Here is a 25,951-nt window from a genome sequence, read left to right on the forward strand (position 1 = left end):
CCGCAACCCTACCCGCTCGATAGGCATTACCTATCGAAACAACCAAGATCATGTCTTGGACCTTTCGATGCGACGAACCTAGCTTCTTGTCCATGGCAGTCGCGATTCGGACGGTTCCGCCGTCGACCCTACGGACGCTGTGGTCCTCCACCATCGGCAAGAAGGCCGTGATGGCGGTGACCGGCGTGGTCATGCTGGCGTTCCTCGTCGTCCACATGCTCGGCAATCTCAAGATCTTCTTCGGTGCCACGGAGTTCGACGCGTACGCGGCCTGGCTGCGCACCATCGGCGAGCCGGTCCTGCACCAGTCCTGGTACCTGTGGATCCAGCGCACGGCCCTCGTGGCGTGCGTCGTGCTCCACGCGGTCTCCGCGTACCAGCTGAGCCGCCGGGACGTCGCCGCGCGCAGGCAGCGCTACGTCCACAGCACGCCCGTCGGCCCGTCCTTCGCGACCCGCACCATGCGCTGGGGCGGCGTGATCATCGGCCTGTTCCTGGTCTGGCACATCCTCGACCTCACCACCGGCACCCTGAACCCGCTGGGCGAGGCGGGCCACCCGTACGAGAACGTCGTCGCCGACTTCCGCAACTGGTGGGCGGACGTCATCTACCTCGTGGCGATGGCGGCGCTCGGCCTGCACATCCGCCACGGGTTCTGGAGCGCCGCACAGACCCTGGGCGCCAACGGGCCCCGCAGCGGCCCGGTCTTCAGGACCGTCAGCTGGGTCCTCGCCCTTGTCCTCTTCGCGGGCTTCGTCACCGTGCCCGTCGCAGTCATGACCGGAGCCGTGCACTGATGTCCGAGCACCCCGACAGCACCCCCTATGTCGACTATGCGGTCGGCGCGCCCGTCGCCGACACCCGGGCACCCGACGGGCCCATCGAGGAGCGCTGGAACACCCGCCGCTTCCAGGCGAAGCTGGTCAACCCCGCCAACCGCCGCAAGCACACGGTGATCGTGGTCGGCACCGGCCTGGCCGGCGGCAGCGCCGGGGCCACCCTCGCCGAACAGGGCTACCACGTCGTCCAGTTCTGCTACCAGGACTCCCCACGGCGGGCTCACTCCATCGCCGCGCAGGGCGGCATCAACGCGGCGAAGAACTACCGCAACGACGGCGACAGCGTCCACCGGCTCTTCTACGACACCGTGAAAGGCGGCGACTTCCGCGCCCGCGAGTCCAACGTCCACCGCCTGGCCGAGGTCTCCGTGCAGATCATCGACCAGTGCGTGGCCCAGGGCGTCCCGTTCGCCCGCGAGTACGGGGGACTGCTCGACACCCGCTCCTTCGGCGGCGTCCAGGTGCAGCGCACTTTCTACGCCCGTGGCCAGACCGGTCAGCAACTCCTCCTCGGCGCGTACCAGGCGTTGTCCCGGCAGATCGCCGCCGGCAACGTCGAGATGCACGCGCGCACCGAGATGCTCGACCTGATCGTGGTCGACGGCCGTGCCCGCGGCATCGTCGCCCGCGACCTGATCACCGGCACCGTCTCCAGCTATTTCGCCGACGCCGTCGTCCTTGCGTCCGGCGGGTACGGCAACGTCTTCCACCTCTCCACCAACGCCAAGAACTCCAACGCGACGGCCGCCTGGCGCGCGCACCGGCGTGGCGCGTACTTCGCCAACCCCTGCTTCACGCAGATCCACCCCACCTGTATCCCGCGCTCCGGGGACCACCAGTCCAAGCTCACGCTGATGAGCGAGTCGCTGCGCAACGACGGCCGGATCTGGGTGCCGAAGACCAAGGGCGACACCCGGAGCCCCGACCGGATCCCCGAGGACGAGCGCGACTACTACCTGGAGCGCCTCTACCCCTCCTTCGGCAACCTGGTGCCGCGCGACATCGCCTCCCGCGCCGCCAAGAACGTCTGCGACGAGGGTCGCGGCGTCGGTCCCGGCGGGCTCGGCGTCTACCTCGACTTCGCCGACGCGACCCGGCGGCTGGGCAGGCAGGCCGTCGCCGAGAAGTACGGCAACCTCTTCGAGATGTACCAGCGGATCACCGGCGAGGACCCCTACCAGGTCCCCATGCGGATCTACCCGGCGATCCACTACACGATGGGCGGCCTCTGGGTCGACTACGACCTGCAGACCACCGTCCCGGGCCTGTTCGCCATCGGCGAGGCCAACTTCACCGACCACGGCGCCAACCGCCTGGGCGCCTCCGCCCTGATGCAGGGCCTGGCCGACGGCTACTTCGTCCTCCCCACCACGCTCAACGACTACCTTGCCCGCAACCCGAGCCTGGGACTGGTCACCGAGGACCATCCCGAGGTCGCCCCGGTGGTCCGGGAGACCACCGAGCGCCTCGCCCGGCTGCTCGCCAACGACGGCGACCGCAGCCCCGACTCCTTCCACCGCGAGATCGGCGAACTGCTGTGGGAGTACTGCGGCATGGCCCGCAGCGACGCCGGGCTGCGCAAGGCGCTGGCCCGGATCCCGGAGATCCGCGAGGAGTTCTGGCGCTGCATCACGGTCCCTGGCGCAGGCGACGAGCTCAACCAGTCCCTGGAGAAGGCCAACCGCGTCGTCGACTACCTCGAACTCGCCGAACTGCTCTGCCTGGACGCGCTGCACCGCACCGAGTCCTGCGGCGGGCACTTCCGCACCGAGTCGCAGACCCGCGACGGCGAGGCCGCCCGCCAGGACGACGCGTTCTCCTACGCCGCCGCCTGGGAGTTCACCGGTACCGGCAGCGCGCCCGTCCTGCACAAGGAAGACCTGGTCTTCGAGTACGTCCACCCCACCCAGCGGAGCTACACGTGAACCTCACCCTGCGGATCTGGCGCCAGCGCAACGCCGACGCCCCCGGCGCCATGGTCACCTACCAGGTCCAGGACGTCTCACCCGACATGTCGTTCCTGGAGATGCTCGACGTCCTCAACGAGGACCTGATCCAGCGCGGCGAGGAGCCGGTCGCCTTCGACCACGACTGCCGCGAGGGCATCTGCGGCATGTGCTCGCTGGTCATCAACGGCGAGGCGCACGGCCCGGAACGCGCCACCACGACCTGCCAGCTGCACATGCGCCACTTCACCGACGGCCAGACCGTCGACATCGAACCGTGGCGGGCCACCGCCTTCCCGGTCGTCAAGGACCTGGTCGTGGACCGCTCGGCGTTCGACCGCATCATCCAGGCCGGCGGTTACATCACCGCTCCGACCGGCTCCGCTCCCGAGGCCCACGCCACCCCCGTCCCCAAGCCGGACGCGGACCTCGCCTTCGAACACGCCGAGTGCATCGGCTGCGGCGCGTGCGTGGCAGCCTGCCCGAACGGCTCGGCGATGCTCTTCACCAGCGCCAAGATCACCCACCTCGGCGTCCTCCCGCAGGGCGCGCCGGAACGCGAGAGCCGGGTGCTGGACATGGTCGGCGCCATGGACGCCGAGGGCTTCGGCGGCTGCACCAACACCGGCGCCTGCACCACGGCCTGCCCCAAGGGCATCCCGCTGACCAGCATCGCCACCCTCAACCGCGAGTTCCTCCGCGCGGCGAGGAGCAACCCCGGCGCGGCACACCGGCGCTGACGGGTTCCCGTCCGGCGCGCGTTCCGGGGCGGACACGGTCGCCGATGGCGAGATCTGACGCCACCACGGGTGCTCCCAGGTACGCGGAGGGACGCTTGGAACACCCAGCGCGGTGCCGGGACGATGACGGGCCACGACGCGATGGTCAACGGCCGGGGCTTCGGCGAGACGATCCGCAACATCAACGGCGACCCGGAGTGCAACGGCAAGAACCCGGACGAGCGCAACGACCGGATCAGCCTGTACAAGCAGTTCACCGGGATGCTCGGCACGGACGTCGGCCCGGGCGACATCTCCTGCTGATCCCGGGACGGCCTCCGGCGCGCTCAGGTGGCGCTGTGGTGCAGCTCCCGGGCGAGGACGGCCGGTTCGGGACGGATCTGGTCGAGGATCGCCGCCAGGTGGGCGTCCTTGAGTTCGTACCGGACGATCCGGCCGTCCTTCGTCCCGGCGACCGTGCCACCGGCGCGTAGCAGGCGCAGGATCTGCGAGACAGCGGTGTCGGCGATACCGGTCGCCGTGGCCAGGTCGGTGACGGCGATCGGACCGGCCCGGTGGACGGCCAGCAGCACGGCGAGCCGGTGCGGCTCGCCGAGCAGCGCGAAACGGTCGGCCCAGACGGGGAGTTGATCGGGCTCGCCGATGCCTTCGATGGCCGTGCAGACGCTGTGTTCGTCGATGGCCCTGCGGTGGGCCCGCTCGGTGGGAACGAGATGCATGGGGCCCATTGGACCCCCGCTGCCCGGTGATCTGCAACACCGTGCAGGTGAGCGGATGTGCAGGGTCAGTTGGCGGGCTCAGGCCTCGGTGGCCGTGACTGTCGCTGCGGCGTCGGCAGGAGCGGCCTCCGTCCCTCCGGCGAGACCGGTCTGCCAGCGGGACTCGATCTTGCCGTAACGCCAGTAGAGCAGCGCGACGACCCAGGTGAGGGCGAACAGCCCAGCGATGACGAAGCCAGCCTTGTTGATGTCGAAGTTGGCCATGAAGTCCCAGAAGCCGCCGGTGAGATGGAGCTCGCTGGTGAGTACGCCGAGCACCTCGATGGTGCCGATCAGGAAAGCGGCGGCGATGGAGAGGCCGGTGATGACGAGGTTGTAGTAGACCTTGCGCACAGGTCGCGCGAAGGCCCAGCCGTAGGCGAAGTTCATGAAGAAGCCGTCGAAGGTGTCGAAGAGGATCATGCCGCCGGAGAAGAGCAGCGGCAGCGCCAGCACGGCGTAGAACGGCAGCCCGGCGGTGGCGGCGTAGGCGGTGGCGGCGAGCAGGACGACCTCGGTGGCGGTGTCGAAGCCGATGCCGAAGATCATGCCCACGAAGAAGAGCTGCCAGGTGTGGTTGATGGAGCGCATGAAGCGGCCGAAGAAGCGCCACATCAGCCCGCGCGCCTGGAGCTGCCTTTCGAGCTCCTCCTCGTCGAAGGTGCCCCGGCGCATGTCGCGGAAGACCTTGAAGATCCCGGCGAGCACGATCAGGTTGAGCGCGGCGATCAGGTAGAGGAACCCGGCGGAGGTGAGCGTGCCGAGCATGCCGCCCAGCGTCTCGTAGGTCGAGTTCGGGTCGACCATCGCGCCGAAGACGGCCTTGGCGGCGACGGTGATGCCGACGCCTACGGCGGAGACGACCGTGGAGTGGCCGAGGGCGAAGAAGAAGCCACTGGCCAGGGGACGTTGACCGTCCGCCAGTAGCTTGCGGGTGGAGTTGTCGATCGCGGAGATGTGGTCCGCGTCGAAGGCGTGACGCGCGCCCAGCGTCCAGGCGGTGAACGCGACGCCGAGGCCGACGCCGAGCTTGTCGTAGTGGAAGTGGTGGGGGAGCACAGTGAAGATGTAGATGCCCCAGCCGACGCCGTTCAGCAGCAGAATCACCAGGGACATCACCCCGATCCTGGTCCATTCCGCGGGACTCAGGGACTGACGGACCATCTGTAGCTTGGCGACGAACGCGGACACTGGGCATCCTCCTCGGGACGCTCACAGGTCGGCGCGGCCTGGTCGGAGACTCCCGGAGGGCCCGGTCCGGACCGACCTTCCTGCGAGGCTGGTTTCCAGGAGTGCGACGCCAGGCGACCGGACTTGCCCTCACTCGTGCCGAGGGGTTCACCGTTGCGGGACAGCGCCGGATTCTCACCGGACTTCGCTGACGCTGCACTGTCCCCGCGCAGTGAGGGGACCTTCGGCAGCCTAGAGGTGGCGGGGGCTCGGGTACAAGCCTGCACATCTAAGCAGGTGTCTGATTCACTGCCGAGGACGGTGCGGACGTCGGCTGGTACCGGGCGGCGAGGGTACGCACCGTCTCGGTGATGCGGTCGCGGAGTTCGGCCGGTGCCAGGACCTCGACGTCCGCGCCGAGCCGGAGGAACTCCTGGTGGGCGTGGTCGATCGACTCGATGGGCACCCGGGTCTCGGTCCATCCGTCCTGTGCTGCTCCGTCGCCCAAGGCCGTTACGCCGAGGCGGCGGGCGCCCTCCGGGGTGAGCCGGACCAGGGCCTCCCCGGTGTGCAGCCGGGTGTGGAAGTCGGCCAGACTGCTGCTCCAGTGCGCGGCCAGGTCGAACCTGTCCGGGATGGCGAACTCCTGATCCAGCATATGGACTTCGAGGATCTGGTCGACCCGGTAGGTGCGGATCCCGGACGGCCCGCCGGCGGCCAGGTACCAGCGTCCGGCCTTGAGGACCAGCCCGTACGGCTCGACCCGCCGCTCGATCTCCTCCGGCGCCCGCCAGCGCCGGTACCGCATGAGGACCGCTCGCCGCGCCCAGAGCGCGGCGGCGACCGCGGGCAGGTGAGGCGTGCTCTCGGCCTCGCCGTACCAGCCGGGGGCGTCGAGCAGGAAGCTCCGCCGGATCCGCTCGGCCTGCTCGCGCAGCTCCGCTGGAAGTGCGGCCCGCAGCTTGAGCTGGGCGGTCACCAGCGCCTCGCCGAGGCCGAGTTGGGCGGCGGCGTCCGGGAGCGCCGTCAGGAACGCGGCCTGCGCCTCGTCCGGGGTCAACCCGGTGAGCCGGGTCCGGTAGCCGTCGACCAGCTGGTAGCCGCCCGCGTGTCCCGCCTCGCCGTACAGCGGGATGCCGGCGGCGGCGAGCGCGTCGACGTCCCGGTAGACCGTGCGGACGGAGACCTCCAGCTCCTCGGCCAGTTGGCGGGCCGTCATCCGGCCCCGGTTCTGGAGCAGCAGAAGCAGGGTCACCAGTCGGCTCGCGCGCATGTCGCCCAGTATCCACATCCACTGACAGGAGATGTCAGTGGAGCGTGCCTAACCTGCGTCACATGGACGACTTCGACTTCCTGCACGGCTCCTGGGACGTGGCCAACCGCCGTCTCACCACACCACTCGGCGACGCCGACGCGGACATCTGGGAGGAGTTCCCCGGTCACTCGGTGATCCAGCCCCTGTTCGGAGGGGCCGGCAACATCGACGAGATCACCTTCCCCACCCTGGGCCGTCAGGGCGTGTCCCTACGGCTCTTCGACCGCGAAACGAAGCAGTGGTCGATCCACTGGTCCGACAGCAGGACCGGCCGGCTGGACCCGCCGGTGGTCGGCGGCTTCACCGGTGACCGTGGCGACTTCTACGGAGATGACACCTACGACAGCCGCCCGATCCGGGTGCACTTCACCTGGCAGCGCCTCGGCCCGGACACCGCCCGCTGGGAGCAGGAGTTCTCCGCCGACGGGGGCCGCACCTGGGAGCTCAACTGGACCATGGACTTCACCCGCACCCGCACCCGTACCTGGCGGCCCGGCGCATGAACATCGTCGAACTCCGGCAGTACACCCTGCATCCCGGCGCGCGGGAGACGCTGATCGAGCTCTTCGAGCGCGAGTTCGTGACCGGCCAGCAGGCGGTCGGCATCACCGTGGGCGGGCGCTTCCGCGACCTGGACGACCCGGACCGCTTCGTCTGGCTGCGCGCTTTTCCGAACATGGCACACCGTCGGCGCTCGCTGGAGGCGTTCTACACCGGCCCGGTCTGGCGCGAGCACCGCGACGCGGCCAACGCCACCATGGTCGACAGCGACGACGTCCTGCTGCTGCGCGGCCCGGGCTTCACGCCGACGCCCGGCACGCGTGAAGTCCTTACCACCGTCTGCCACCCCGGGGTCGTGGCCGACTTCGACGCGTACGCCGCGCGGCACCTGGGCCCCCGGCATGCGCTGCACCGCACCGAGCACACCGAGAACGACTATCCGCTCCTGCCGGTCCGCGCGGGAGAGGACGTCCGTGTCTGGTTCGGCCCGGCCGAGCCGCCGCCTCCCTGGCCGGTCCGGCGACTGCGGCTGGAACCTGTGGCCCCGTGACGCCGTGACGCCTGACGCCGTGACGCGACGTCAGTCCTCCCTACGCCGCAGCAGGTAGCTGTCCATGATCCAGCCCTTGGCCTCGCGGGCCTCCTGGCGCAGGCGGGAGATCTCCTCGGCGGTCTCGGCGAGCGGGCCGGAGACCAGGATCTCGTCCGGGGTGCCGAGGTAGGCGCCGTAGTGGATGTGGACGCCCTCGGGATCGATCCTGCTGAACGCCGCCTTCCCGTCCAGCATCACCACGGCGTCCTCCGCACCGGGCGGGAAGCCGTCGGCGGCCAGGCGGCGGGCGGTGGTGATGCGCACCGGGCGGCCGACCCGGGTCAGCGTGGTGCGGTGGCGTGCCGCGAGCACCGAGGGGCTGCTGATGCCGGGGATGACGTCGTAGCTGAAGGCGGTGGGGTCCTGCTCCAGGATCTCGTCGAGGACGGCGGAGACGCTGTCGTAGAGGGCAGGATCGCCCCAGGCCAGCAGCGCGCCCGTGCCGTCCGGGCCGATGTGCTCGGCGATCAGGCCCGCCACCAGCTCGGCCCGGCGCCGCCGCCAGTCGTGGACCGCCTCCCGGTACGCGGGGGTGCTGCGGTCGCGCTCGGCGTCCGGGACCTGGACGAGCCGGTGGCCGGGGCGTCCGTGCTCCTCGATCATGCGCAGGCGCAGCTGGACGAGCTCCTGCCGCTGGTCGTTCTTGTCGAGGAGGAGGAAGACGTCGGTCCGGGCGAACGCCTTGACCGCCTGGAGGGTGAGGTGGTCGGGGTCGCCCGCGCCGATGCCGATGACGTTGATGTGCCGCATGGGGATGATTCTTCCGGATCGGTTCCGGCGACCGTACGCCGAGGTCAGGGCGCGGTCGTCCGGGTCAGGTGAGTTGCGGACGAGCCAGACGCGCCAGCCATGCCAGCGCGGCCGCGACGTCCGCTGCCACTGGCACGCCCGCAGGCGCGGGCGGTCGTTGGACCACGACGACGGGCAGGCCGAGTTCCCGCGCCGCCGTCAGTTTCGGGGCCGTGGCCGCGCCACCGCTGTCCTTCGTGACCAGCACGCCGATCCGGTGATGCCGCAGCAGCGCCCGTTCGCCGTCGAGGGTGAACGGGCCGCGGTCCAGCACCACGTCGACGCCCGGCGGGAGCGGTGGCTCGGGTGGATCGACCGAGCGGATCAGGAACCGGAGCCGGTCCAGCGCGGGCAGCCGGTCGGGGCCGGTGAACGGGGCCAGGTCCTTGCGACCGGTGGTGAGGAAGACCCGGCTGCCCGACTCCGCGCTGCCCGACTCCGCGCTGTCCAACTCCGGTAGCAGGGCTGCGGCTTGGGACAGCGAGGCGACCAGATGCCAGCGGTCGCCCGCGACCTGCTGCCAGCCCGGGCGGCGCAGCACGAGCAGCGGCACGCCGGTCCCGGCCGCGGCCTGGGCGGCGTTGGCGCTGATCCCGGCGGCAAAGGGATGCGTGGCGTCCACCACAGCCGACACCCGCTCGGCGCGCAGCCAGGCGGCCAGACCGTCCGCGCCGCCGAACCCGCCGACGCGCACGCCCCCGTCCGGCAGCGCCGGTTGCTCCACGCGGCCTGCCAGCGATGTGGTGACCCGTAGGGCGGCAGACCATGCCGCAAGCTCCGTTGCCAGCAGCCGGGCCTCGGTCGTGCCGCCCAGGATCAGCACATGACGGAGTGCATGACGGAATGTATGACGCAGCTCATGACTGGACATCAGCTTTCGCTGGCATCTGCGGAGTTGACGCCGTCGAAGGCGGCGAGGATCTGCTCGGCGGCTAGGGTCGCCGTCAACTCGCCCGCCCGGACCTGGGCTTCCAGGTCCGGAGTGAGCGCACGGACACCCGGATGCGCCTTCAGCCGGCCGAGCAGCTCGTCGCGGACCATGGACCAGGCCCAGTCGACCTGCTGCGAACGGCGCTTGGCGGTGAGCCGACCCGTGGACTCCAGTAGCGTGCGGTGCTGCTCCAGCCGCTCCCAGACCGTGTCGAGCCCGGTGGACTCCCGCGCGCTGCAGTGCAGGACCGGCGGGGTCCACGCAGCGTCGGCGGGATGCATCAGCCGCAGCGCGCCCGCCAGTTCGCGGGCGGCGGCGCGGGCGTCGCGCTCGTGCGGGCCGTCGGCCTTGTTGACGGCGAGGACGTCGGCCAGCTCCAGCACGCCCTTCTTGATGCCCTGAAGCTGGTCGCCGGTTCGGGCGAGGGTGAGCAGCAGGAAGGAGTCGACCATGTCCGCGACGGCGGTCTCCGACTGGCCCACGCCGACGGTCTCGACCAGGATCACGTCGTAACCCGCGGCCTCCATCACCACCATGGACTCGCGCGTCGCCTTGGCCACCCCGCCGAGCGTCCCGGCGCTGGGGGAGGGGCGGACGAACGCGGCCGGGTCCACCGCCAGCCGCTCCATCCGCGTCTTGTCGCCGAGGATGGAGCCGCCGGTCCGGGTCGAGGACGGGTCGACGGCCAGCACCGCGACCCGGTGGCCCAGGCCGGTCAGCATGGTGCCGAAGGCGTCGATGAACGTGGACTTGCCCACGCCGGGCACGCCGCTGATGCCGATCCGCCGGGCCTTGCCGGAGTACGGAAGCAGCTCCGTCAGGAACTGCTGCGCCAGGGCCCGGTGGTCGGGACGGGTGGACTCGACGAGCGTGACGGCGCGGGCGACGAACGCCCGCTTCCCGTCGAGCACACCCTTGATGTAGGCGTCCAGATCGATGCGCATCCGCTGATCCGCGACTACAGGTCCGCGTGACCGAGCGAGGCGCCGAGGCGCTGCACCAGGTCGTAGGCCGCGTCCGGGATTACCGTGCCGGGCGGGAAGACCGCTGCCGCGCCCATGTCGAGCAGCGTCGGGACGTCGTGCGGCGGGATGACGCCGCCGACGACGATCATGATGTCCTCGCGGCCCTCGGCCGCCAGCTCCTCGCGCAGCGCGGGAACCAGTGTCAGGTGGCCGGCGGCCAGCGAGGAGACGCCGACGATGTGCACGTCCGCCTCGACGGCCTGACGGGCCACCTCGGCCGGGGTCTGGAACAGCGGGCCCACGTCGACCGTGAAGCCGAGGTCGGCGAAGGCCGTCGCGATCACCTTCTGGCCGCGGTCGTGCCCGTCCTGGCCCATCTTGGCCACCAGGATGCGCGGACGGCGCCCCTCGGCCTCCTCGAAGGAGTCGACCAGGGCACGGGTGCGGCCGAGCGACGGGGACTCGCCTGCTTCGTTGCGGTACACACCCGCGATGGTACGGATCTGGCTGGTGTGCCGCCCGTACACCTTCTCCAGGGCGTCGGAGATCTCGCCGACGGTCGCCTTGGCGCGGGCCGCGTTCACGGCCAGCGCGAGGAGGTTGTTGTCCAGGCCCGATCCGGAATCCGAGCCCGAACCGCGCTCGGCCGCAGCGGTCAGCGCGCGCAGCGCGTCCTGCGTCGCCGTCTCGTCGCGCTCCTCCCGCAGCCGCCGGAGTTTGGCGATCTGCTGGGCGCGCACCGAGGAGTTGTCGACCTGGAGCACGTCGATCTGCTCGTCGCTCTCGACCCGGTACTTGTTGACGCCGATGACCGGCTGGCGACCGGAGTCGATCCGGGCCTGGGTGCGGGCCGCCGCCTCCTCGATCCGGAGCTTGGGGATGCCCGCGTCGATGGCCTTCGCCATGCCGCCGGCCGCCTCGACCTCCTGGATGTGCTGCCAGGCGCGCCGGGCCAGGTCGTAGGTCAGCCGCTCGACGTAGGCGCTGCCGCCCCACGGGTCGATGACGCGGCAGGTCCCCGACTCCTGCTGCAGCAGCAGCTGGGTGTTGCGGGCGATGCGGGCGGAGAAGTCGGTCGGCAGGGCCAGCGCCTCGTCCAGCGCGTTGGTGTGCAGCGACTGGGTGTGCCCCTGGGTCGCGGCCATGGCCTCGACGCAGGTCCGGGTGACGTTGTTGAAGACGTCCTGCGCGGTGAGCGACCAGCCGGAGGTCTGCGAATGGGTGCGCAGCGACAGCGACTTGGCGTTCTTGGGGTCGAACTGCTTGACCAGCTTGGCCCAGAGCAGCCGGGCCGCGCGCATCTTGGCGATCTCCATGAAGAAGTTCATGCCGATCGCCCAGAAGAACGAGAGCCGCGGCGCGAAGGTGTCCACGTCCAGGCCCACGGCCTGACCCGCCCTCAGGTACTCCACACCGTCCGCGAGCGTGTACGCCAGCTCCAGGTCGGCCGTCGCTCCGGCCTCCTGGATGTGGTAGCCGGAGATGGAGATGGAGTTGTAGCGCGGCATCTTCTGAGAGGTGTACGCGAAGATGTCGGAGATGATCCGCATCGAGGGCTTCGGCGGATAGATGTAGGTGTTGCGGACCATGAACTCCTTGAGGATGTCGTTCTGGATGGTCCCCGCCAGCTTCTCGGGCGGCACCCCCTGCTCCTCGGCCGCCACGATGTAGAGGGCGAGAACGGGCAGCACGGCACCGTTCATGGTCATCGACACCGTCATCTTGTCCAACGGGATCCCGTCGAACAGCTGGCGCATGTCGTAGATCGAGTCGATCGCGACGCCCGCCATGCCGACGTCGCCGGTGACGCGCGGGTGGTCGCTGTCGTAGCCGCGGTGGGTCGGCAGGTCGAAGGCGACCGACAGGCCCTTCTGACCGGCCGCCAGATTGCGGCGGTAGAAGGCGTTGGACTCCTCGGCGGTGGAGAACCCGGCGTACTGCCGGATCGTCCACGGCTGGTTGACGTACATCGTCGGGTACGGGCCGCGCAGGTACGGCGCGACGCCCGGGTAGGTGCCGAGGAAGTCCAGGCCCTCAAGGTCCTGGCCGGTGTAGAGCGGCTTGACGGAGATGCCCTCGGGCGTCTCCCAGAGCAGGTCGCCGACGCTGCTGCCGGTGGCCTCCTTGACCGCCGCGCGCCACTGCTCCTCGGTGGCCCCGGCCGGTGCACCGGCACCGAGGTCGACGTGCGAGAAGTCGGGAATCTGCGTCACGCCGGGGCTCCCATGAGGTCGAGGGCGGAGGAAAGGACGGCCGGCGCGTCGCAACCGGCGAAGACGTAGGCGTCGACCTGCGCGTACTCGGCGGGCCGACCGGCGAGGTACACACGCGTGGCGCCTGCGGTGCGGAGCGCCTCGGCGACGGCCTCGGCCTGCTCCGCGTAGAGCTCGTCGCTGGAGCAGAGGCACGCGACGGTCGCGCCGCTGGCGGCGAACGCCGAGCCGACGGTGGTGGCGTCCACGGACACCGGGTCGTGCACGGGCTCGATGCCGCCCGCCTGGAACAGGTTGGACGCGAAGGTCGCGCGCGGGGTGTGCGCCGCCGCCGGGCCGAGCGCGGCGAGGAAGACCCGGGGGCGCGCGCCGGTCGCCGCGAGCTGCGCGTCCGAACGCGCCCGCAGCGCCTCGTACGCCTCGTCGCGGCGGACCCGGGGGAGGCCCTTGCCGTCGCCCGTGTGGCGGGCCAGGGGGCGGATCCGGTCCGCTGCGGCCTCCTCGCGGACGACGGGCGTCTCGGCGAGGTTCGGGAACTCGCTGACGCCGGTGATCGGCTCCTTGCGACGGGCGAGCTTCTTGCCGCGTGCCGCCCAGGTGGCCGCGATCCGGTCGGCCACCATGCCGGAACGCAGCGCCGCCTCCTGGCCGCCCGCACGCTCCAGCTCCTGGAAGAACGCCCAAGCGGCGTGGGCGAGTTCGTCGGTCAGCTGCTCCACGTACCAGGAGCCGCCCGCCGGGTCGGTGACCCGGCCCAGGTGGGACTCCTCCAGCAGGATCGACGAGGTGTTGCGGGCGATCCGGCGGGCGAACGCGTCCGGCAGCCCGAGCTCGTGGTCGAACGGCAGCACGGTCACCGCGTCGGCACCGGCGACCCCGGCCGCGAGGCAGGCGATGGTGGTGCGCAGCATGTTCACGTACGGGTCACGCCGGGTCATCATCACCGGCGAGGTGACGGCGTGCTGCACCTGGGCAGCGGCGCCGGTGGCCGCACCGGCCCCGCTCGCCTCTGCGCCGGCCCCGCTCGCCTCCGCGACCCGGGCCCAAAGGCGCCGCGCCGCACGGAACTTGGCCACCGTCAGGAACTGGTCCGCGGTGGCCGCGTAGCGGAACTCCAGCTGGCGGCAGGCCGCGTCGACGGAGAGTCCGGCCTCGGTCAGCAGCCGCAGGTAGGCGACGCCGGTGGCCAGCGAGCAGCCGAGCTCCTCGGCGGCCGAGGCGCCGGCCTCGTGGTACGGCAGCGCGTCCACGGTCAGTGCGCGCATCCCCGGGTAGCGGTCGGCGCAGAGCTTGGCCAGCTCGACGGCGTCGGCGGTGTCCGACTCGGCAACCGGCTCGCCGGTCCGGGCGGAGAGGCCGATCGGGTCGGCGCCGAGCGTGCCGCGGACGACGTCGGGCGCGACGCCCTTGGCGTCGTAGATCCGCAGCAGCTCGCGTGCGGCGGCGCCGGTCTCGGCGCCCGCGTCGAGCGCGACCGGCGCGAGGTCGAGGTAGACGCCGTCCAGGGCACGGGCCAGGTCGGTGACGGGCACACCCGATCCGCCCACGGCCAGCCAGAGGGAGGTGACGCCGTTCTCCAGATCGGCGAGCACGGCCTCGTTGCAGCGGTCGGCCTCCGGCCGCTCGTGTCGCTGACGTACGTCCCAGCCGGTCGAGGCCGGTGCGGCGCCACGGAGGTACGGTGCGAAGCCGGGGAAGCCGGTCGTGCCGTCCGCGGTGTTCTCGGCCGTGTTCTCCGCCGTGTACAGGGGAGCGACGACGAGGCCGTCCTCCAGGGCGGTCGCGAGGGCCTCCTCGGCAGCCGCGCCCGACACGTCCTTCCCCGACTTGCGCAGTACGCCGGCTACCAGGCTCTGCCACTGGTCTCGGGTGGCGTCGGGGAATTCGGCAGCGAGCGAGAGCCCGTCATCAGGCACGACTGTCATGCAAAGGATGCTAGAGCAGCCAGCTTGAGGTTCAGCAGAGCGAACGGTTGTGATGTATCCCTCTCCGCACCTGCATGTCAGGGGGTGAGGACGAGCGAGCCCTCCGGGTGCGGATGCCTCCCGGTGACCAGGTACACCACGCGCCCGGCGAGCGACGCGGCATGGTCCGCGTACCGCTCGTAGTAGCGGGCGGTCAGGGCGGCGTCGACGGCCGTCTCGATGCCGTGCGGCCAGTCGGCCTCCCCGAGCCGCGCGAAGACCGCGCGGTGCAGCTGGTGACCCGCCCCCACATCACCGGCCTCTGGTCCCAGGCCGGCTCCGTCGCCCGGTTCGAGCCCTCCGGCGCCCACGTCGAGGAGGCGGACGGGCCACATCGGCACGAGGAGATCGCGCGGCAGCAGGAGTTGGTCTTCATCGGCACCGGCCTCCAGCACGACGCGCTCCGCCGTGAGTTGTACGCCTGCCTGCTCTCCGACGACGAGCTGGCCGGTGACGAGACCGCCTGGCGTGCCTTCGACGGCCCGTTCCCGGCCTGGGACAACGTCTGCGAGGTTCCAGTGGGTCGCTGACGCAGGTGCCCGCCCTTCGGGCGTGTTGGGGCGAAAGCTCGCATACAGGCACCCCCCGGCATGGCAGCGTGTCACCTGTTGATCACACCCTGTCCCGGAGGAGCCTGTCATGGCGAACGTCCCCGCCGACCTCATGTACACAGCCGACCACGAGTGGGTGCACGTCGAAAAGGACGGCACGGTGCGGGTCGGCATCACCGACTTCGCCCAGAACGCCCTCGGCGACATCGTGTTCCTGGAGCTGCCGCCGGAGGGGAGGTCCGTCCAGATCGGTGACGAGATCGGCACCATCGAGTCCGTGAAGTCGGTCTCCGAGCTCTACAGCCCGGTGGACGGTGAGGTGGTGGCGGTGAACCAGGACGTCGTCGACTCCCCCGAGGGAGTCAACTCGGACCCCTACGACGCGTGGCTGGTCAGCATCAAGCTGGCGGCAGGCGCCAAGCTCGACGAGCTCCTCGACGCCGCCGCCTACGAGAAGTTGATCGGCTGACGGCCTGTTTTCCTTGCTGTTGTGCTGGGTCCGCCTGCGGTGCAGCCGGCCCCAGCCGAAAACGGTAATCGATCGACGGTGCGTGATCCAACAGCTAGTCTTTTGCGTGGACATGCAAAAGGTCTGAAGCCGACTCGTCGGCGTATGGCTCCGGGGGGATGCCAGGTTGATACGGATCAGTCTGTCGACGGACGACTTGGAGCGGCTGCAGGTCGCCGACGTGCCTGACTTCGGGTACGAGCTCGCGCTGGGCGGGGCTCAGTTGGCCTACCGGACTTCCGACCGGAGGCTGACGGCGTGGAAGCTGGAGGTCGCCCGGGGCTGGAACCCCGACCACAGCAGATTGTTCGACCTGTACACGAGCCTCTACATACCGGCGTTCTTCGATCAGGTCGCCTGCGCGGCGTCGTCAGGGATCGACCCTGAGTCCCCGTCGGCTACCGCTCATCTGCGTGACCTGGCCCGATCCAGCGCCCTGACTCCGTTCACCCGCGAGCTCGCTGACGGCCGCTCGGGCGCGGTGAGCACGCTGAATCACATCCTCGCCACATTCCGTACCACGGCGCTGGACCCCTACCGCCGAAGGATCACCTCCGCCGTCGCCACCGCATCAGCCGACGCAAAAGTCCGCGCCGCGCTCGGTGGCATCGACGACATGCTGAACTCCTTGCACCCGTCGATTCGTTGGGACGGTCGGAGGCTGCGTCTGAACACCAACGTCGAGGCCGAAGAATCTCTCGAAGGGCGTCCCTTGATCCTCCAGCCGACGGCGTTGGCCACTCGCATCATGTTCGACCCGCTGGCTGACTCGGTGACGGTCATCTATCCCGCGGCGCCCGGTGTCATCACGCGCGACCCCGAGCTCCACGCTCCGGCCCCTGCCTTGGAGTCGCTCCTGGGAACGACAAGGGCAGCGGCACTCGTCGCCGTCGTCAGGACGCCGGCCGTGACCACCGGACGGCTCGCGGCGACACTCGGAGTATCGGCTGCAGCAGCCTCGCGACACGCCTCCGTCCTACGCGAGTCCGGCCTCATCGCCACCGTCCGCAACGGCCAGACGGTCCACCACGCCCCGACGCGACTCGGCACGGACCTGGTGCACGGAGCAGGTCTCAGCTGACCGACGTCAGGTGTCTCCCCGTCAGGACGGTCTAGCGGGCCGTTGAGCAGCTCGGCGCTGACAGCGCCCGTCCGCGTGAGCCGCACGCGGCTACTCCAGCCGGGTGGTGCACCTCGTCGCGACTCCGGACACGCCCGCCGGACCCTGACGCCGCGCGGCACCCCCGGTACCGTCGGCCCATGACGGAGCAGGGCGAGCGGCAGGCACGGTTCGAACGCGGAATGGCACTCCTCGAAGAGGTCAGCGGGGGGCAGGGGCAGCTCTTCGTCGACTCGATGGCCGACGTCTCACCCGAGCTGGCCCACCAGGCGGTGGCCTGGGGGTACGCGGAGATCTACGGCCGACCCCAGTTGGCGCCGCGCGACCGCCAGTTGCTCACCCTCGGCATGCTCACCGCGCTGGGCGGCTGCGAGCCCGAGCTGCGCATGCACATCGGCACGTCGCTCAACGTCGGCCTCACGCCGGTCGAGATCGTCGAGGCGCTGCTGCAGTCCGCCGGATACTGCGGCTTCCCCCGCGCGATCAATGCCACCAAGGTCGCCAAGGAGGTGTTCGCCGAACGCGGCCTGTTGCCGGTCGAGGGAACAGGCCGGGCGCAACACTAGCGGCTATCAGTACGGGGTCTCGGAGCAGATGGACTTCGACCAGGGCGAGACGCCGTGCGAGTTGACGGCACGGAGCCAGATGCAGATGTTGTCGCCGGAGACCTGGCTGCTGATCGTGTAGCTGGAGCCGCCGGTGGGGATGACGGTGTCCGTCTTGTCGTTGGCGTTGCCGGCGCCGTCGTTGGTGTAGTGGATGTCGTAGCTGGTCGCGCCGGAGACCGTGTTCCACTGGATGAGGATCGGGAAGCGGCAGCTGCCGAAGCAATTGCCCTGGAAGTAGGCGCTCCAGTTCGTCACCGTGCCTGGTGCGGAGCCGGTCGGCGGGCGCGTCGACCCGCCGCTGGAGCCTCCGTTGGAGCCGCCGGAGGAGCCTCCGCCCGTGCCGCCTGAGTTGCCCCCGGAACTGGTGCCCCCTGAGCTGGTACCCCCCGAGCTGGTGCCACCGCTCGTCCCCGCCGACGCACTGCCGGTCGAGCCGGAGCCGGAGGTCGAGCTCGACTTCGCGGTCGGGCTCGTGCCCGCCGACGCCGACGCGTGCGAGGACGGCGAGCCCGAGCCTGAACCGCTCGCCGACGGCGAGGCGGAGCGGGGGGAGGTGGTCGTCGCCGGGACCGTGGTGACCGAGGTCCCGGAGTGTCCGCCCGTTGCGTTGCTGGAGGGGGAGAGGGTCCCCGGCAGCAGCGCCACCGCGACGATCGCACCCACAGCAAGGAGGATCGGGACGACGGTGTACATCAGGCGCCTGCGGCGTCGAGGCCGCTCGGGTGGCGGCCCTTCGCTGAGCAGGACCGGGGAGACGACGCTCTGCCCCGTCGGCGAGCCGGCTGGCGCGGCGCCTCCCGCACCCGGTGCCGGCACCGCGTCAGCCGGAGCCGCCCCCGCGCCCGCCGCAGCCGCCTCGGCAGGAGCCGCGATCGCGGGCACCTCGGTGCGGGCGAAGGCCGACCGCCGGGCCAGGATGCTCATGACCTCCGACGGCCAACCGGGCTTCGGCGCACCGCACTTCTGCTTGCCGAGCTCGTGCAGCCGCTCCGCACTGGGCCGGGCCAGCGGGTTCTTGTCGAGGCAGGCAGCGACGACCTCCCCGAGCTCGGCGTTCAGCGCGCGGACCCGGGTCAGGTCGGGCTCGGTGTGGACGATGCGGTAGAGCAGGTCCACGCCCGAGCCGTCGCCGAACGGCGGTTCCCCGGCCGCCGCGTAGGCAAGCATCGCGCCGAGTGCCCACACGTCCGTGGCGCCGGTGAGGTTCTTGGCCGCGTTGGCCTGCTCCGGGGACATGTAGGCGGGGGTGCCCATCATCACGCCGGTGCGGGTCAGTCGGCTCTGGTCGGCCGCGCGTGCCACCCCGAAGTCGATGAGCGTGACGCCCTGCTCGGTGAGCATCACGTTCGACGGCTTGAGGTCCCGGTGCACCATGTCCTGCGCGTGGACGGCCTTGAGGCCGGCCGCCGCCTCGCGCAGCAGCAGCCACAGCATCGGGACCGAGAGCGGACCGCCGTGCAGGTCCAGCGTCTGAGCCAGCGTCATGCCGGGGATGTACGCGGTGGCGAACCACGGCGGACGGCCCCCGCGGTCGCTGGCCAGTAGCGCGGCGCTCACGTCCTTCGGGAGCCTGGCCAGGTTGTCCAGCTCGTGGCCGAAGTGCCGCAGGAAGTCCCCGTCCTCGGCGAAGGCAGGCAACACCTGCTTGATCGCGGCGTATCTGCCGTCGACCACACCCAGGTAGACCCGGCCCATGCCGCCGGAACCGAGCCGCCCCAGCAGTGGGATCGACCCCACCCTGCGCGGGTCCTCGTCCCCGAGTGGTGTGGCCCCGCTCCCCGCAAGGTCGAACCCGTAAGGCTCGTTCGACCCGTTCCCCGTTTCAGCCACGCAGTGTGCTCACAATCCCGGAATGTCAACTGTCCTCGTAGGCCTCGCGAGTCTACGAGAAGATCAGCGACAGATCCGCATGCAGTGATCGGTGCGGCCGGTTCTCCATCGTCCCCACATATCTGACGCAGCGTCAAGAATGGTTCACTGCGTGCTTGCCGGTGACGTGCCTGCCTACCGACGTGCCTGCCCGTCTGCCACGACTGTTGACGTGTCGTCAGGAGGCTGCGGGATCCACCGCGAAGAGGGTGAGACCGTACGGCTCGGACGAGACGACCTGCACGTCGCCGCGTAGGTCGGACGGCAGCGCGGCGGCGGGGACGCCGATCCACCGCACGTGGTAGCGGCGCAGCGTCGCCAGCCGCTGGGCGTGGAGGGTGGCGGGATTGAAGAAGGCCCAGGTGGCGTCGGAACGCGCGGTGCTGTCCCTGAGGAACACGTCCATGTACGCGGGCGCGACGGTGGGCATGCCGTGCGCCGGCGCGACGCGGAACATGTAGTAGTCCTCGGTCATCAGCGTCCCTGTGGCGGCCGTGGTCTGCGCCGACGGGAAGTGCCAGGTCGACGCGTCCCAGAGGGCGACGACGTGGACGCCCGCGTCCGTCAGCGGCGCCCGCAGACCGGGCAGCGCGAAGACGAGTGCGCCCGCCTGCGTCCACAGCCCGACCGCCGCAGCGGCTGCGGTGACCGCGAGCGCGGCCCGGCGCAGCCGCCGCGTGAGCCCGGAGCCAGGGGCTGTCCGAGCCGTCGCCGACCGGGTGGGCAGCAGCTCGTAGGCGAGGGCGAGCTGCGCGGAGAGCATGACGGCGGGCAGGATCCGGCCCATCGCCCACTCGTGGGTGAGCCCACCGGCGACGAAGACGCCAAGTGAGGAGAGGAAGAGCAGCACCAGCGGATCCAGCCGGTCCCGGCGGAACCGCAGCGCGAGCGCCGGAACGCCGAGCAGCGCCAGTCCGTAGTGCCGCCCCATGGCCAGGTAGAGCGGCTGGTGGATCCTGTTGAGCGCGTCGGCGCTGCCGCCGAGCGCCCAGAAGTCGTAGTACGGCCAGACGCTCACCACCACCGCGCAGACGGTGACGGCTCCCGCCGCGTGCCCGAGAAGCCGCAGCCGGTCCTGCCGGGTGCGGGCCTGACGCCACAGCGGGCCGCAGGCCATGGCGGCCAGGCCGAGCCCGGCGGCGAGCCCGGTGAACTGATGGATCAGCAGGATGACGCCGAGACAGGCGCCCATTCCGGACAGCCAGAGCCCCGGCCGCGCACCCCCGTCGCGCATGGTCCGGCGACGGCACCAGGCCCACAGGTTGAGCGTCAGCGCCAGCGCCGCCGTGCTGGGGTAACCGACGCCCAGCGCCAGCGAGTTGAGCGAGGGGAAGCCGCTCCAGTCGAAGAGCTGCCAGCCCCACAACCCGACCAGCAGCGCCAGAGCCAGCGCGGGGGCGAGGACGTGGTCGGTGAAGCAGCGGGTCAGCCGCACGACGCCGATCGCCAGAACGAGGACGAAGCAGGCGGCGCTGATGCTGACGACCGCGTGCGCGGAGAGGCCGGTGACCCGGCCGAGCAGTCCCTGGGGGATCGTCAGCGGCGAGTAGTAGGGGCTCGAATCGGTCGTTCCGGTCAGCGGGTCGACCGGGTTCCATGGCGACGCGGCGGCCCGCAGCGCCGTCGCCAGGTGCACGCCGAGGTCACCGTCCCAGGGCAGGCGGATGCAGACGGGCAGCCCGAGCAGGAACACGCCCACGACCAGCAGTGCGTCCCCTCGGGCCTGCCTGAGGGAGGTCCCGCGTGTCCGGGGACGGCGGCCCGCGTCGCTTCCGGTTACGCCTGTGGTCGGGGGTACCGAGCCGGTGACTGACGTCGTCATGTGGGGGACACTCCGCCGCGATCCGATCAAGGGGACACGGCAGCTTGGCACACCTACCTGTGGGCCTTCCACGGGGAGCCGACCTCGGGCTTTCCAGTGCGTGAACTCCGCGAACTCGGCGAACTCCATGGACTCTGTGAGCTCCGCCAACTCCGCGAACTCCGCGCGCGTCAGGACGTCAGGAGTGGGGGCCGCTGCGGCCGAGGGTCTTCTCCGGAGTCGCACCTGGGCGGGTCCACTGCGGCACGGGCCGGCTGGTCGGGCCCCAGTCGGCGGTGCCGTCGGCGTCGGACCGCCAGTACCAGCAGGAGTGGTGTCCCTCGGGCCAGCCCTCGGGCTTGTCCTCCCACGTCTCACCGCGGCCGTAGGGGGTCATGTCGAGCAGGCCGAAGGACCCGTTGGCCGGCTCGTTGCCCCGGCCGGTCGTGGAGTAGGTGAGGAACGCACGGTCGCCGTCGCGCAGGAAACACGTCAGGTAGCCCATGTCCCCGCCGACCGGCTCCGGCAGACCGCGCACCGAGTGCCAGGGCTGGGTGTAGCCCATGAACTCGGTGAAGGCGGCCACCTCGTCCCACCGGCCCGTGGTCAGGACCGCGAACGAGACGCCGCGTTTGTTGAGGTAGACGGCATCCGGGATGTGCCAGGCGGCGTTGGTGCAGCCCTCGCACTGCCCTTGGTGGGGTGCGCTGTCGTACCACATGTGCTTGTACACGATGAGCTCGTCACGCCCCTGGAACAGGTCCAGGAACGGGATCGGACCGTCGGGCCCGACGACCTCGACCGTGCCGTCGAACTCCACCATCGGCAGTCGTCGGCGCGCTGCGGCGATGGCGTCGCCCGCGTGGGTGTGGGCCTTCTCGCGGAGCAACAGCTCGCCCCGGGCGGCCCGCCAGGTGGCCAGGTCGACGACGGGCGGACGGCCGGGTGTGTTCCCGGCGCGCGGCGGGTTCGGTGGTGTGTCCGGTGTGTCCGGCGTGTTCGGTGCGGACGTCATGGTGTCCTCCGTGGTGAACGGATCCCCGACCCGGCCCAGCCTGCCCGTTCCCCTACCGCAAGACAACGGGACACGCTCACCCGCCCTGCGCCCGCACGATCGGGCGACGCGGTGCGTGCCGACCGTGACCCGGGTCACTCCCGTGCATGTCACAGGGGGCCGGGCTATTCCGTCTCAGGGGGTGTAGGCACCGACGAGCACGAGGAGCACCCATGGAACCGCGTCTCAACTTCCTCGCCCAGCCGACCGCGGGCAAGGCCCTCAAGCACCTCATGACGGCGGGCGCGTCGCTGCGCGAGTCGGCGCTCCCGGCCGCGACCCAGGAGCTGGTGTCGCTGCGCGTCAGCCAGATCAACGGCTGTGCCGCCTGCATCGACATGCACACCAAGGTGGCCACCGCCGCCGGCGAGACCGCGCTGCGTCTGCACCTGGTCGCCGCCTGGCGCGAGGCGACCGTCTTCACCGAGCCCGAGCGCGCCGCGCTGGCCCTTGCGGAGCAGGGGACACGTACTGCGGACGCGGGCGAGGGCGTCAGCGACGAGGTGTGGGAGCAGGCGGCCAAGCACTACGACGAGGAGCAGCTCACGGCCCTGGTGCTGCTGGTCGGCTTCATGAACCTGGCCAACCGGATGAACATCATCACCCGCCAGCCCGCGGGCGACTACCAGGCCGGACAGTTGCACTGATCCACTTGCACCCAGGCGGCATCGGATGAAGGATCCCGCCCAGGGGAGAGGAGTCGCTGTGGAAAGCGCGGACAGGGTCAAGGAGTTCGAGGAGCTGCGACCGCTGCTCTTCTCGATCTCCTACCGGATTCTCGGCAGCGTGGGGGAGGCCGAGGACGCGGTGCAGGAGACCTGGCTGCGCTTCGACGCCTCGACCACCCGGCCCACCTCGACCAAGGCCTACCTCTCGGCCGCCGTCACGCGGATCTCGATCGACGTCCTGCGGTCGGCGCGCGTCCGGCGTGAGGAGTACGTCGGGCCGTGGTTCCCCGAGCCGCTGCTCGCCGACCCGTACGAGGACCCGGAACGCGCGGTGGAGTTGGCGGACTCGCTGTCGATGGCGGCGCTGGTCCTACTGGAGCGGCTCAGTCCGCTGGAGCGCGCGGTCTTCGTGCTCCGGGACGTGTTCGGCTTCGAGTTCCCGGAGATCGCCTCGGCGGTCGAGCGCTCGGAGGCCGCGTGCCGCCAACTCCTGGTGCGGGCCCGGCGCCACATGCAGGCCGGGACGCCGCGCTTCGAGGCGAACCGGACGGAACGTCAGCAGCTCGCCGCCCGCTTTTTCGACGCGCTGAAGGACGGTGACGTGGGCGGACTGCAGCAGCTGCTGGCCGCCGACGTGCAGCTGGTCGGGGACAGTGGCGGCAAGGCACCCCGCCTGGCCAGGGTGGTCCTGGGCGCTTCGAGCGTGGCCCGACTGCTGGGCTCGGTCTACCCCGCGCTGCTCCGCATCGACGTGACCTGCGAGCTCCACGAGCTCAACGGCCAGCCCGGCGCGATCCTCCACGACCGCGACGGCAGGGTGCTCCAGACGCTGGTCCTCGACGTCGCCGACGGCCGGATCCAGGCCATCCGCGCGGTCGTCAACCCCGACAAGCTCGCCCACCTCGGCCCGGTCGCCGACGCCTGGGCGGTCGACCGCGAGTTCCGCGAGTCCCGCCGCTCCGCGCGCTGAGCACGCGTCCGTTCCACCCATCCGTTCAACTCATCTCTTCAGCTGATCCGCTCGGCGATGGTCCGGGCGCACGCGAGCGGCTCGCTGGAGGTGCTGTCCACGACCAGGTCGTAGTCGACGCCCTGGTGTGCTCAACGGCTCCCGCAACATCGCCCACCGGGCCGATGCTGCGTGGCAGCGGGGCAAAGTCAACAGCCCCAGCACCGTCAGGCGACACGCCTAGCACAGTGCCGGACGCAGGCGACCTGCTGCAGCCAGCCGTGAGTACGACTTGCAATCAAAGCTCCGGGATCGGGCGACACGCTCGGTCCTCAGGGCCGAGAAGTTGACCCGCTTCCTCCGGCAGCGCGCTGGCGAGACCCGTGGGCTTCCGCACCCGCGCCCGGGCTCGCGGGTCCCGGGCAAGCGGTCAGGCCTGGCCGGAGTAGCGCTGTCCGTCAGGCGCGGTGGGTGACACGGCCGTTGGACATGGCGAGCGCCACCGGCGTCTCCGCCAGCTCGTCGGCGGGGGTGTTGAGCGGGTCGAGGGCGAAGGCGGTGAGGTCGGCGCGCAGGCCCGGGGAGATGCGGCCGGTGCGCTCGGCTTCGCCCGCCGCGAGGGCGGCGTGAGTGGTGAAGCCCTCCAGCGCCATCGTCGCGGTGAGCGCCTGCTCGGGCATGACGGGTGCGGTGTCGGTCCCGGCGTGGCGTCGGAGTTGGGCGTAGGCGAGGACCTCGCGGGCGTCGAAGTGGGCGATCGGCCAGTCGGAGCCGAGGGCCAGCACCGCGCCCGTGTCGCGGAGGGTGCGGCAGATCCAGGCGCGGTCGGCGCGCTCGGCGCCGACGCGGGTGGACCACTCGTCGGTGTGGTCGGCGCGCGTGTAGGCGGAGTGGGTGGGCTGGATCGAGGCGATCACGCCCAACTCGCCAAAACGCCGTGCCTGTTCCTTGGAGAGCGTCTCGATGTGCTCGATGCGATGGCGCATCCGGCCGCCGGGGCCGATGGCGGCGACGGTGTCCAGAACATGGCGCACACCCGCGTCGCCGATGGCGTGGGTGGCGGTGCGGACCCCGGCGGCATGGAGGCGGTGCACGGCGCTGGTGTACTCGGCCGGGTCCAGCCAGAGCGCGCGACTGTTCTGGCCGTGGCAGTCCGGGTGCTCCAGCCACGCGGAGCCGCCCTCGACCGTGCCGTCCATGAAGAACTTCACGCCGCCGACCAGCCAGTTGCGTCCGGCGGTGCCCTGGAGATCGGCCAGCGCGTCGAGGCCCTCCGCCGAGATCCCGGGGTTGCACCAGGGCGCGAGCCGCAGGCGCAGCGGAAGGTCGTGTTCCTTCTCGACGGCCCGCAGCAGGTCGACCACGTCGCCCTCGGCGTCCATCACATGAGCGCCGGTCAGGCCGGTGGCGGCCATCGAGCTCAGCAGGGCGTGGAGGGCGTCGCGGCGCTCGGCGAAGGGACGGCGCGGCAGGACGGCGGTGACCAGGTCCATCGCCGCCATCTCGATCAGGTGGCCGGTGGGCGAGCCGTCCGCGTCGCAGACGACGGTGGACCGCTGGGCGAAGGCGACCGGTCCGGTGATCCCGGCGGCGCGCAGCGCAGCGCCGGTGACCAGGGCGGAGTGGCCGTCGTAGAGGCGGATGAACGCGGGGGTGTCCGGACCGAGGACGGATTCCAGGACCTCGCGGTGGACGGGCCGGCCGGCGAAGACGTTGTGGTCGAGCCCCCAGCCGTGGACCCATCCGTCGACGCGCTCGGCATCGGCCAGCGCGCCGCTCAGCTGGTCGAGGTCGCGGACCGCGCTGAGATCCGTCCCGGAGGCGAGGTCGATGCCGAACACCGGGTGGCTGTGGCTGTCGACCAGGCCGGGGAAGAGGGTTGCGGCACCGAGGTCGAGCACCTCCGTCCCTGCCCCGCGCCAGTCGCGTACGTCGTCCGCGTCGCCGACGGCCGTGATCAGGCCGTCCCGGACGGCCACGGCGGTGGCATGCGGACGGTCCGGGTCGAGGGTGTGGACCTGGGCCGCGACGACGATCACTTCTGGCGCGAGGGACATCGATGCTTCCTTGTTCGGGTGGATCGAGAGGAGGGACAGACAG

23 protein-coding genes, 2 pseudogenes and 1 riboswitch are annotated in these 25,951 nt (G+C 71.0%); of the genes and pseudogenes, 12 read left to right on the forward strand and 13 right to left on the reverse strand.

Annotated elements, in window-relative coordinates:
• Positions 1 to 92 precede the first annotated feature (92 nt).
• The 4 genes from ABH928_RS05095 to ABH928_RS05110 all read left to right on the forward strand — a co-directional run bounded on the left by ABH928_RS05095 (position 93) and on the right by ABH928_RS05110 (position 3,828).
• Complete coding sequence (locus ABH928_RS05095; RefSeq protein ID WP_370062442.1) at positions 93 to 797, forward strand: succinate dehydrogenase cytochrome b subunit; 705 nt, start codon at positions 93 to 95, stop codon at positions 795 to 797.
• Positions 797 to 2,764: a fumarate reductase/succinate dehydrogenase flavoprotein subunit gene (locus ABH928_RS05100; protein ID WP_370062444.1), complete on the forward strand. Its 1,968-nt coding sequence runs from the start codon at positions 797 to 799 to the stop codon at positions 2,762 to 2,764. The genes ABH928_RS05095 and ABH928_RS05100 overlap by 1 nt, the downstream gene beginning before the upstream one ends.
• A complete protein-coding gene (locus tag ABH928_RS05105; RefSeq protein WP_370062446.1) occupies positions 2,761 to 3,525 on the forward strand; it encodes a succinate dehydrogenase/fumarate reductase iron-sulfur subunit in 765 nt (254 codons plus the stop codon). Before ABH928_RS05100 ends, ABH928_RS05105 begins: the two co-directional genes overlap by 4 nt.
• A 123-nt stretch (positions 3,526 to 3,648) precedes the next feature.
• The gene (locus ABH928_RS05110) at positions 3,649 to 3,828 is read left to right on the forward strand and encodes a hypothetical protein (protein ID WP_370062448.1); all 180 of its coding nucleotides are present in this window, start codon (positions 3,649 to 3,651) and stop codon (positions 3,826 to 3,828) included.
• 23 nt (positions 3,829 to 3,851) lie between these two features.
• On the opposite strand, the gene ABH928_RS05115 is transcribed toward ABH928_RS05110, so the two are convergent.
• The 3 genes from ABH928_RS05115 to ABH928_RS05125 form a co-directional block, all read right to left on the reverse strand.
• Positions 3,852 to 4,244 carry an ArsR/SmtB family transcription factor gene (locus ABH928_RS05115; protein WP_370062450.1) on the reverse strand — a complete coding sequence of 131 codons (393 nt, stop codon included), beginning with the start codon at positions 4,242 to 4,244 and terminating at the stop codon, positions 3,852 to 3,854.
• Between the two features lie 78 nt (positions 4,245 to 4,322).
• Positions 4,323 to 5,399, reverse strand: a complete 1,077-nt coding sequence (locus ABH928_RS05120) for a HoxN/HupN/NixA family nickel/cobalt transporter (RefSeq protein WP_370062452.1) — start codon at positions 5,397 to 5,399, stop codon at positions 4,323 to 4,325.
• 165 nt (positions 5,400 to 5,564) lie between these two features.
• A riboswitch (cobalamin riboswitch) is annotated at positions 5,565 to 5,705 on the reverse strand.
• Between the two features lie 37 nt (positions 5,706 to 5,742).
• The gene (locus ABH928_RS05125; RefSeq protein WP_370062454.1) at positions 5,743 to 6,726 is read right to left on the reverse strand and encodes a helix-turn-helix transcriptional regulator; all 984 of its coding nucleotides are present in this window, start codon (positions 6,724 to 6,726) and stop codon (positions 5,743 to 5,745) included.
• Between the two features lie 62 nt (positions 6,727 to 6,788).
• On the opposite strand from ABH928_RS05125, the gene ABH928_RS05130 reads away from it, so the two are divergent.
• Both ABH928_RS05130 and ABH928_RS05135 read left to right on the forward strand, forming a co-directional pair.
• The gene (locus tag ABH928_RS05130; protein ID WP_370062456.1) at positions 6,789 to 7,271 is read left to right on the forward strand and encodes a hypothetical protein; all 483 of its coding nucleotides are present in this window, start codon (positions 6,789 to 6,791) and stop codon (positions 7,269 to 7,271) included.
• Positions 7,268 to 7,819: an NIPSNAP family protein gene (locus ABH928_RS05135; protein ID WP_370062458.1), complete on the forward strand. Its 552-nt coding sequence runs from the start codon at positions 7,268 to 7,270 to the stop codon at positions 7,817 to 7,819. Before ABH928_RS05130 ends, ABH928_RS05135 begins: the two co-directional genes overlap by 4 nt.
• 30 nt (positions 7,820 to 7,849) lie before the next feature.
• On the opposite strand, the gene cobF is transcribed toward ABH928_RS05135, so the two are convergent.
• The 6 genes and pseudogenes from cobF to ABH928_RS05165 all read right to left on the reverse strand — a co-directional run.
• Positions 7,850 to 8,611 carry a precorrin-6A synthase (deacetylating) gene (cobF, locus tag ABH928_RS05140; protein ID WP_370062460.1) on the reverse strand — a complete coding sequence of 254 codons (762 nt, stop codon included), beginning with the start codon at positions 8,609 to 8,611 and terminating at the stop codon, positions 7,850 to 7,852.
• 64 nt (positions 8,612 to 8,675) lie between these two features.
• Positions 8,676 to 9,521, reverse strand: a complete 846-nt coding sequence (locus ABH928_RS05145) for a cobalt-precorrin-6A reductase (RefSeq protein ID WP_370062462.1) — start codon at positions 9,519 to 9,521, stop codon at positions 8,676 to 8,678.
• Complete coding sequence (gene meaB, locus ABH928_RS05150) at positions 9,521 to 10,525, reverse strand: methylmalonyl Co-A mutase-associated GTPase MeaB (RefSeq protein ID WP_370062464.1); 1,005 nt, start codon at positions 10,523 to 10,525, stop codon at positions 9,521 to 9,523. The genes ABH928_RS05145 and meaB overlap by 1 nt, the downstream gene beginning before the upstream one ends.
• 14 nt (positions 10,526 to 10,539) lie before the next feature.
• On the reverse strand, positions 10,540 to 12,759 hold the full coding sequence (gene scpA, locus ABH928_RS05155) for a methylmalonyl-CoA mutase (RefSeq protein WP_370062466.1): 2,220 nt from the start codon (positions 12,757 to 12,759) through the stop codon (positions 10,540 to 10,542).
• On the reverse strand, positions 12,756 to 14,684 hold the full coding sequence (locus tag ABH928_RS05160; protein ID WP_370062468.1) for a methylmalonyl-CoA mutase family protein: 1,929 nt from the start codon (positions 14,682 to 14,684) through the stop codon (positions 12,756 to 12,758). The genes scpA and ABH928_RS05160 overlap by 4 nt, the downstream gene beginning before the upstream one ends.
• Positions 14,685 to 14,761: 77 nt before the next feature.
• Positions 14,762 to 14,956, reverse strand: a pseudogene (locus tag ABH928_RS05165) (hypothetical protein); the annotation flags it as partial.
• Here ABH928_RS05165 and ABH928_RS05170 point away from each other — a divergent pair.
• The 4 genes and pseudogenes from ABH928_RS05170 to ABH928_RS05185 all read left to right on the forward strand — a co-directional run.
• A pseudogene (locus ABH928_RS05170) lies at positions 14,957 to 15,253 on the forward strand (GTP-binding protein); the annotation flags it as partial.
• Between the two features lie 109 nt (positions 15,254 to 15,362).
• A complete protein-coding gene (gene gcvH, locus ABH928_RS05175; protein WP_370062470.1) occupies positions 15,363 to 15,743 on the forward strand; it encodes a glycine cleavage system protein GcvH in 381 nt (126 codons plus the stop codon).
• Positions 15,744 to 15,909: 166 nt separating this feature from the next.
• Positions 15,910 to 16,863 (forward strand): hypothetical protein, encoded by a 954-nt coding sequence (locus ABH928_RS05180; protein ID WP_370062472.1) that lies wholly within the window; start codon positions 15,910 to 15,912, stop codon positions 16,861 to 16,863.
• Between the two features lie 179 nt (positions 16,864 to 17,042).
• Positions 17,043 to 17,468, forward strand: coding sequence for a carboxymuconolactone decarboxylase family protein (locus tag ABH928_RS05185; RefSeq protein ID WP_370062474.1), 426 nt, complete (start codon positions 17,043 to 17,045; stop codon positions 17,466 to 17,468).
• Positions 17,469 to 17,474: 6 nt separating this feature from the next.
• On the opposite strand, the gene ABH928_RS05190 is transcribed toward ABH928_RS05185, so the two are convergent.
• From ABH928_RS05190 to ABH928_RS05200, 3 genes are all read right to left on the reverse strand, one after another.
• The gene (locus ABH928_RS05190; RefSeq protein WP_370062476.1) at positions 17,475 to 19,247 is read right to left on the reverse strand and encodes a protein kinase; all 1,773 of its coding nucleotides are present in this window, start codon (positions 19,245 to 19,247) and stop codon (positions 17,475 to 17,477) included.
• Between the two features lie 310 nt (positions 19,248 to 19,557).
• Entirely contained in the window at positions 19,558 to 21,078 is a 1,521-nt protein-coding gene (locus ABH928_RS05195; protein WP_370062478.1) for a hypothetical protein, read from the reverse strand.
• A gap of 301 nt (positions 21,079 to 21,379) precedes the next feature.
• Positions 21,380 to 22,195 (reverse strand): DUF899 family protein, encoded by an 816-nt coding sequence (locus tag ABH928_RS05200; protein ID WP_370062480.1) that lies wholly within the window; start codon positions 22,193 to 22,195, stop codon positions 21,380 to 21,382.
• 212 nt (positions 22,196 to 22,407) lie between these two features.
• Here ABH928_RS05200 and ABH928_RS05205 point away from each other — a divergent pair, with 212 nt between their 5' ends.
• A complete protein-coding gene (locus ABH928_RS05205; RefSeq protein ID WP_370062482.1) occupies positions 22,408 to 22,881 on the forward strand; it encodes a carboxymuconolactone decarboxylase family protein in 474 nt (157 codons plus the stop codon).
• 58 nt (positions 22,882 to 22,939) lie between these two features.
• On the forward strand, positions 22,940 to 23,872 hold the full coding sequence (locus ABH928_RS05210; RefSeq protein ID WP_370062484.1) for an RNA polymerase sigma-70 factor: 933 nt from the start codon (positions 22,940 to 22,942) through the stop codon (positions 23,870 to 23,872).
• Between the two features lie 437 nt (positions 23,873 to 24,309).
• Here ABH928_RS05210 and ABH928_RS05215 read toward each other — a convergent pair whose 3' ends face one another.
• Positions 24,310 to 25,908, reverse strand: a complete 1,599-nt coding sequence (locus ABH928_RS05215) for an amidohydrolase (RefSeq protein WP_370062486.1) — start codon at positions 25,906 to 25,908, stop codon at positions 24,310 to 24,312.
• Positions 25,909 to 25,951: the final 43 nt, after the last annotated feature.

This window comes from Streptacidiphilus sp. MAP5-3, assembly GCF_041262505.1.
Lineage (GTDB): Bacteria > Actinomycetota > Actinomycetes > Streptomycetales > Streptomycetaceae > Streptacidiphilus.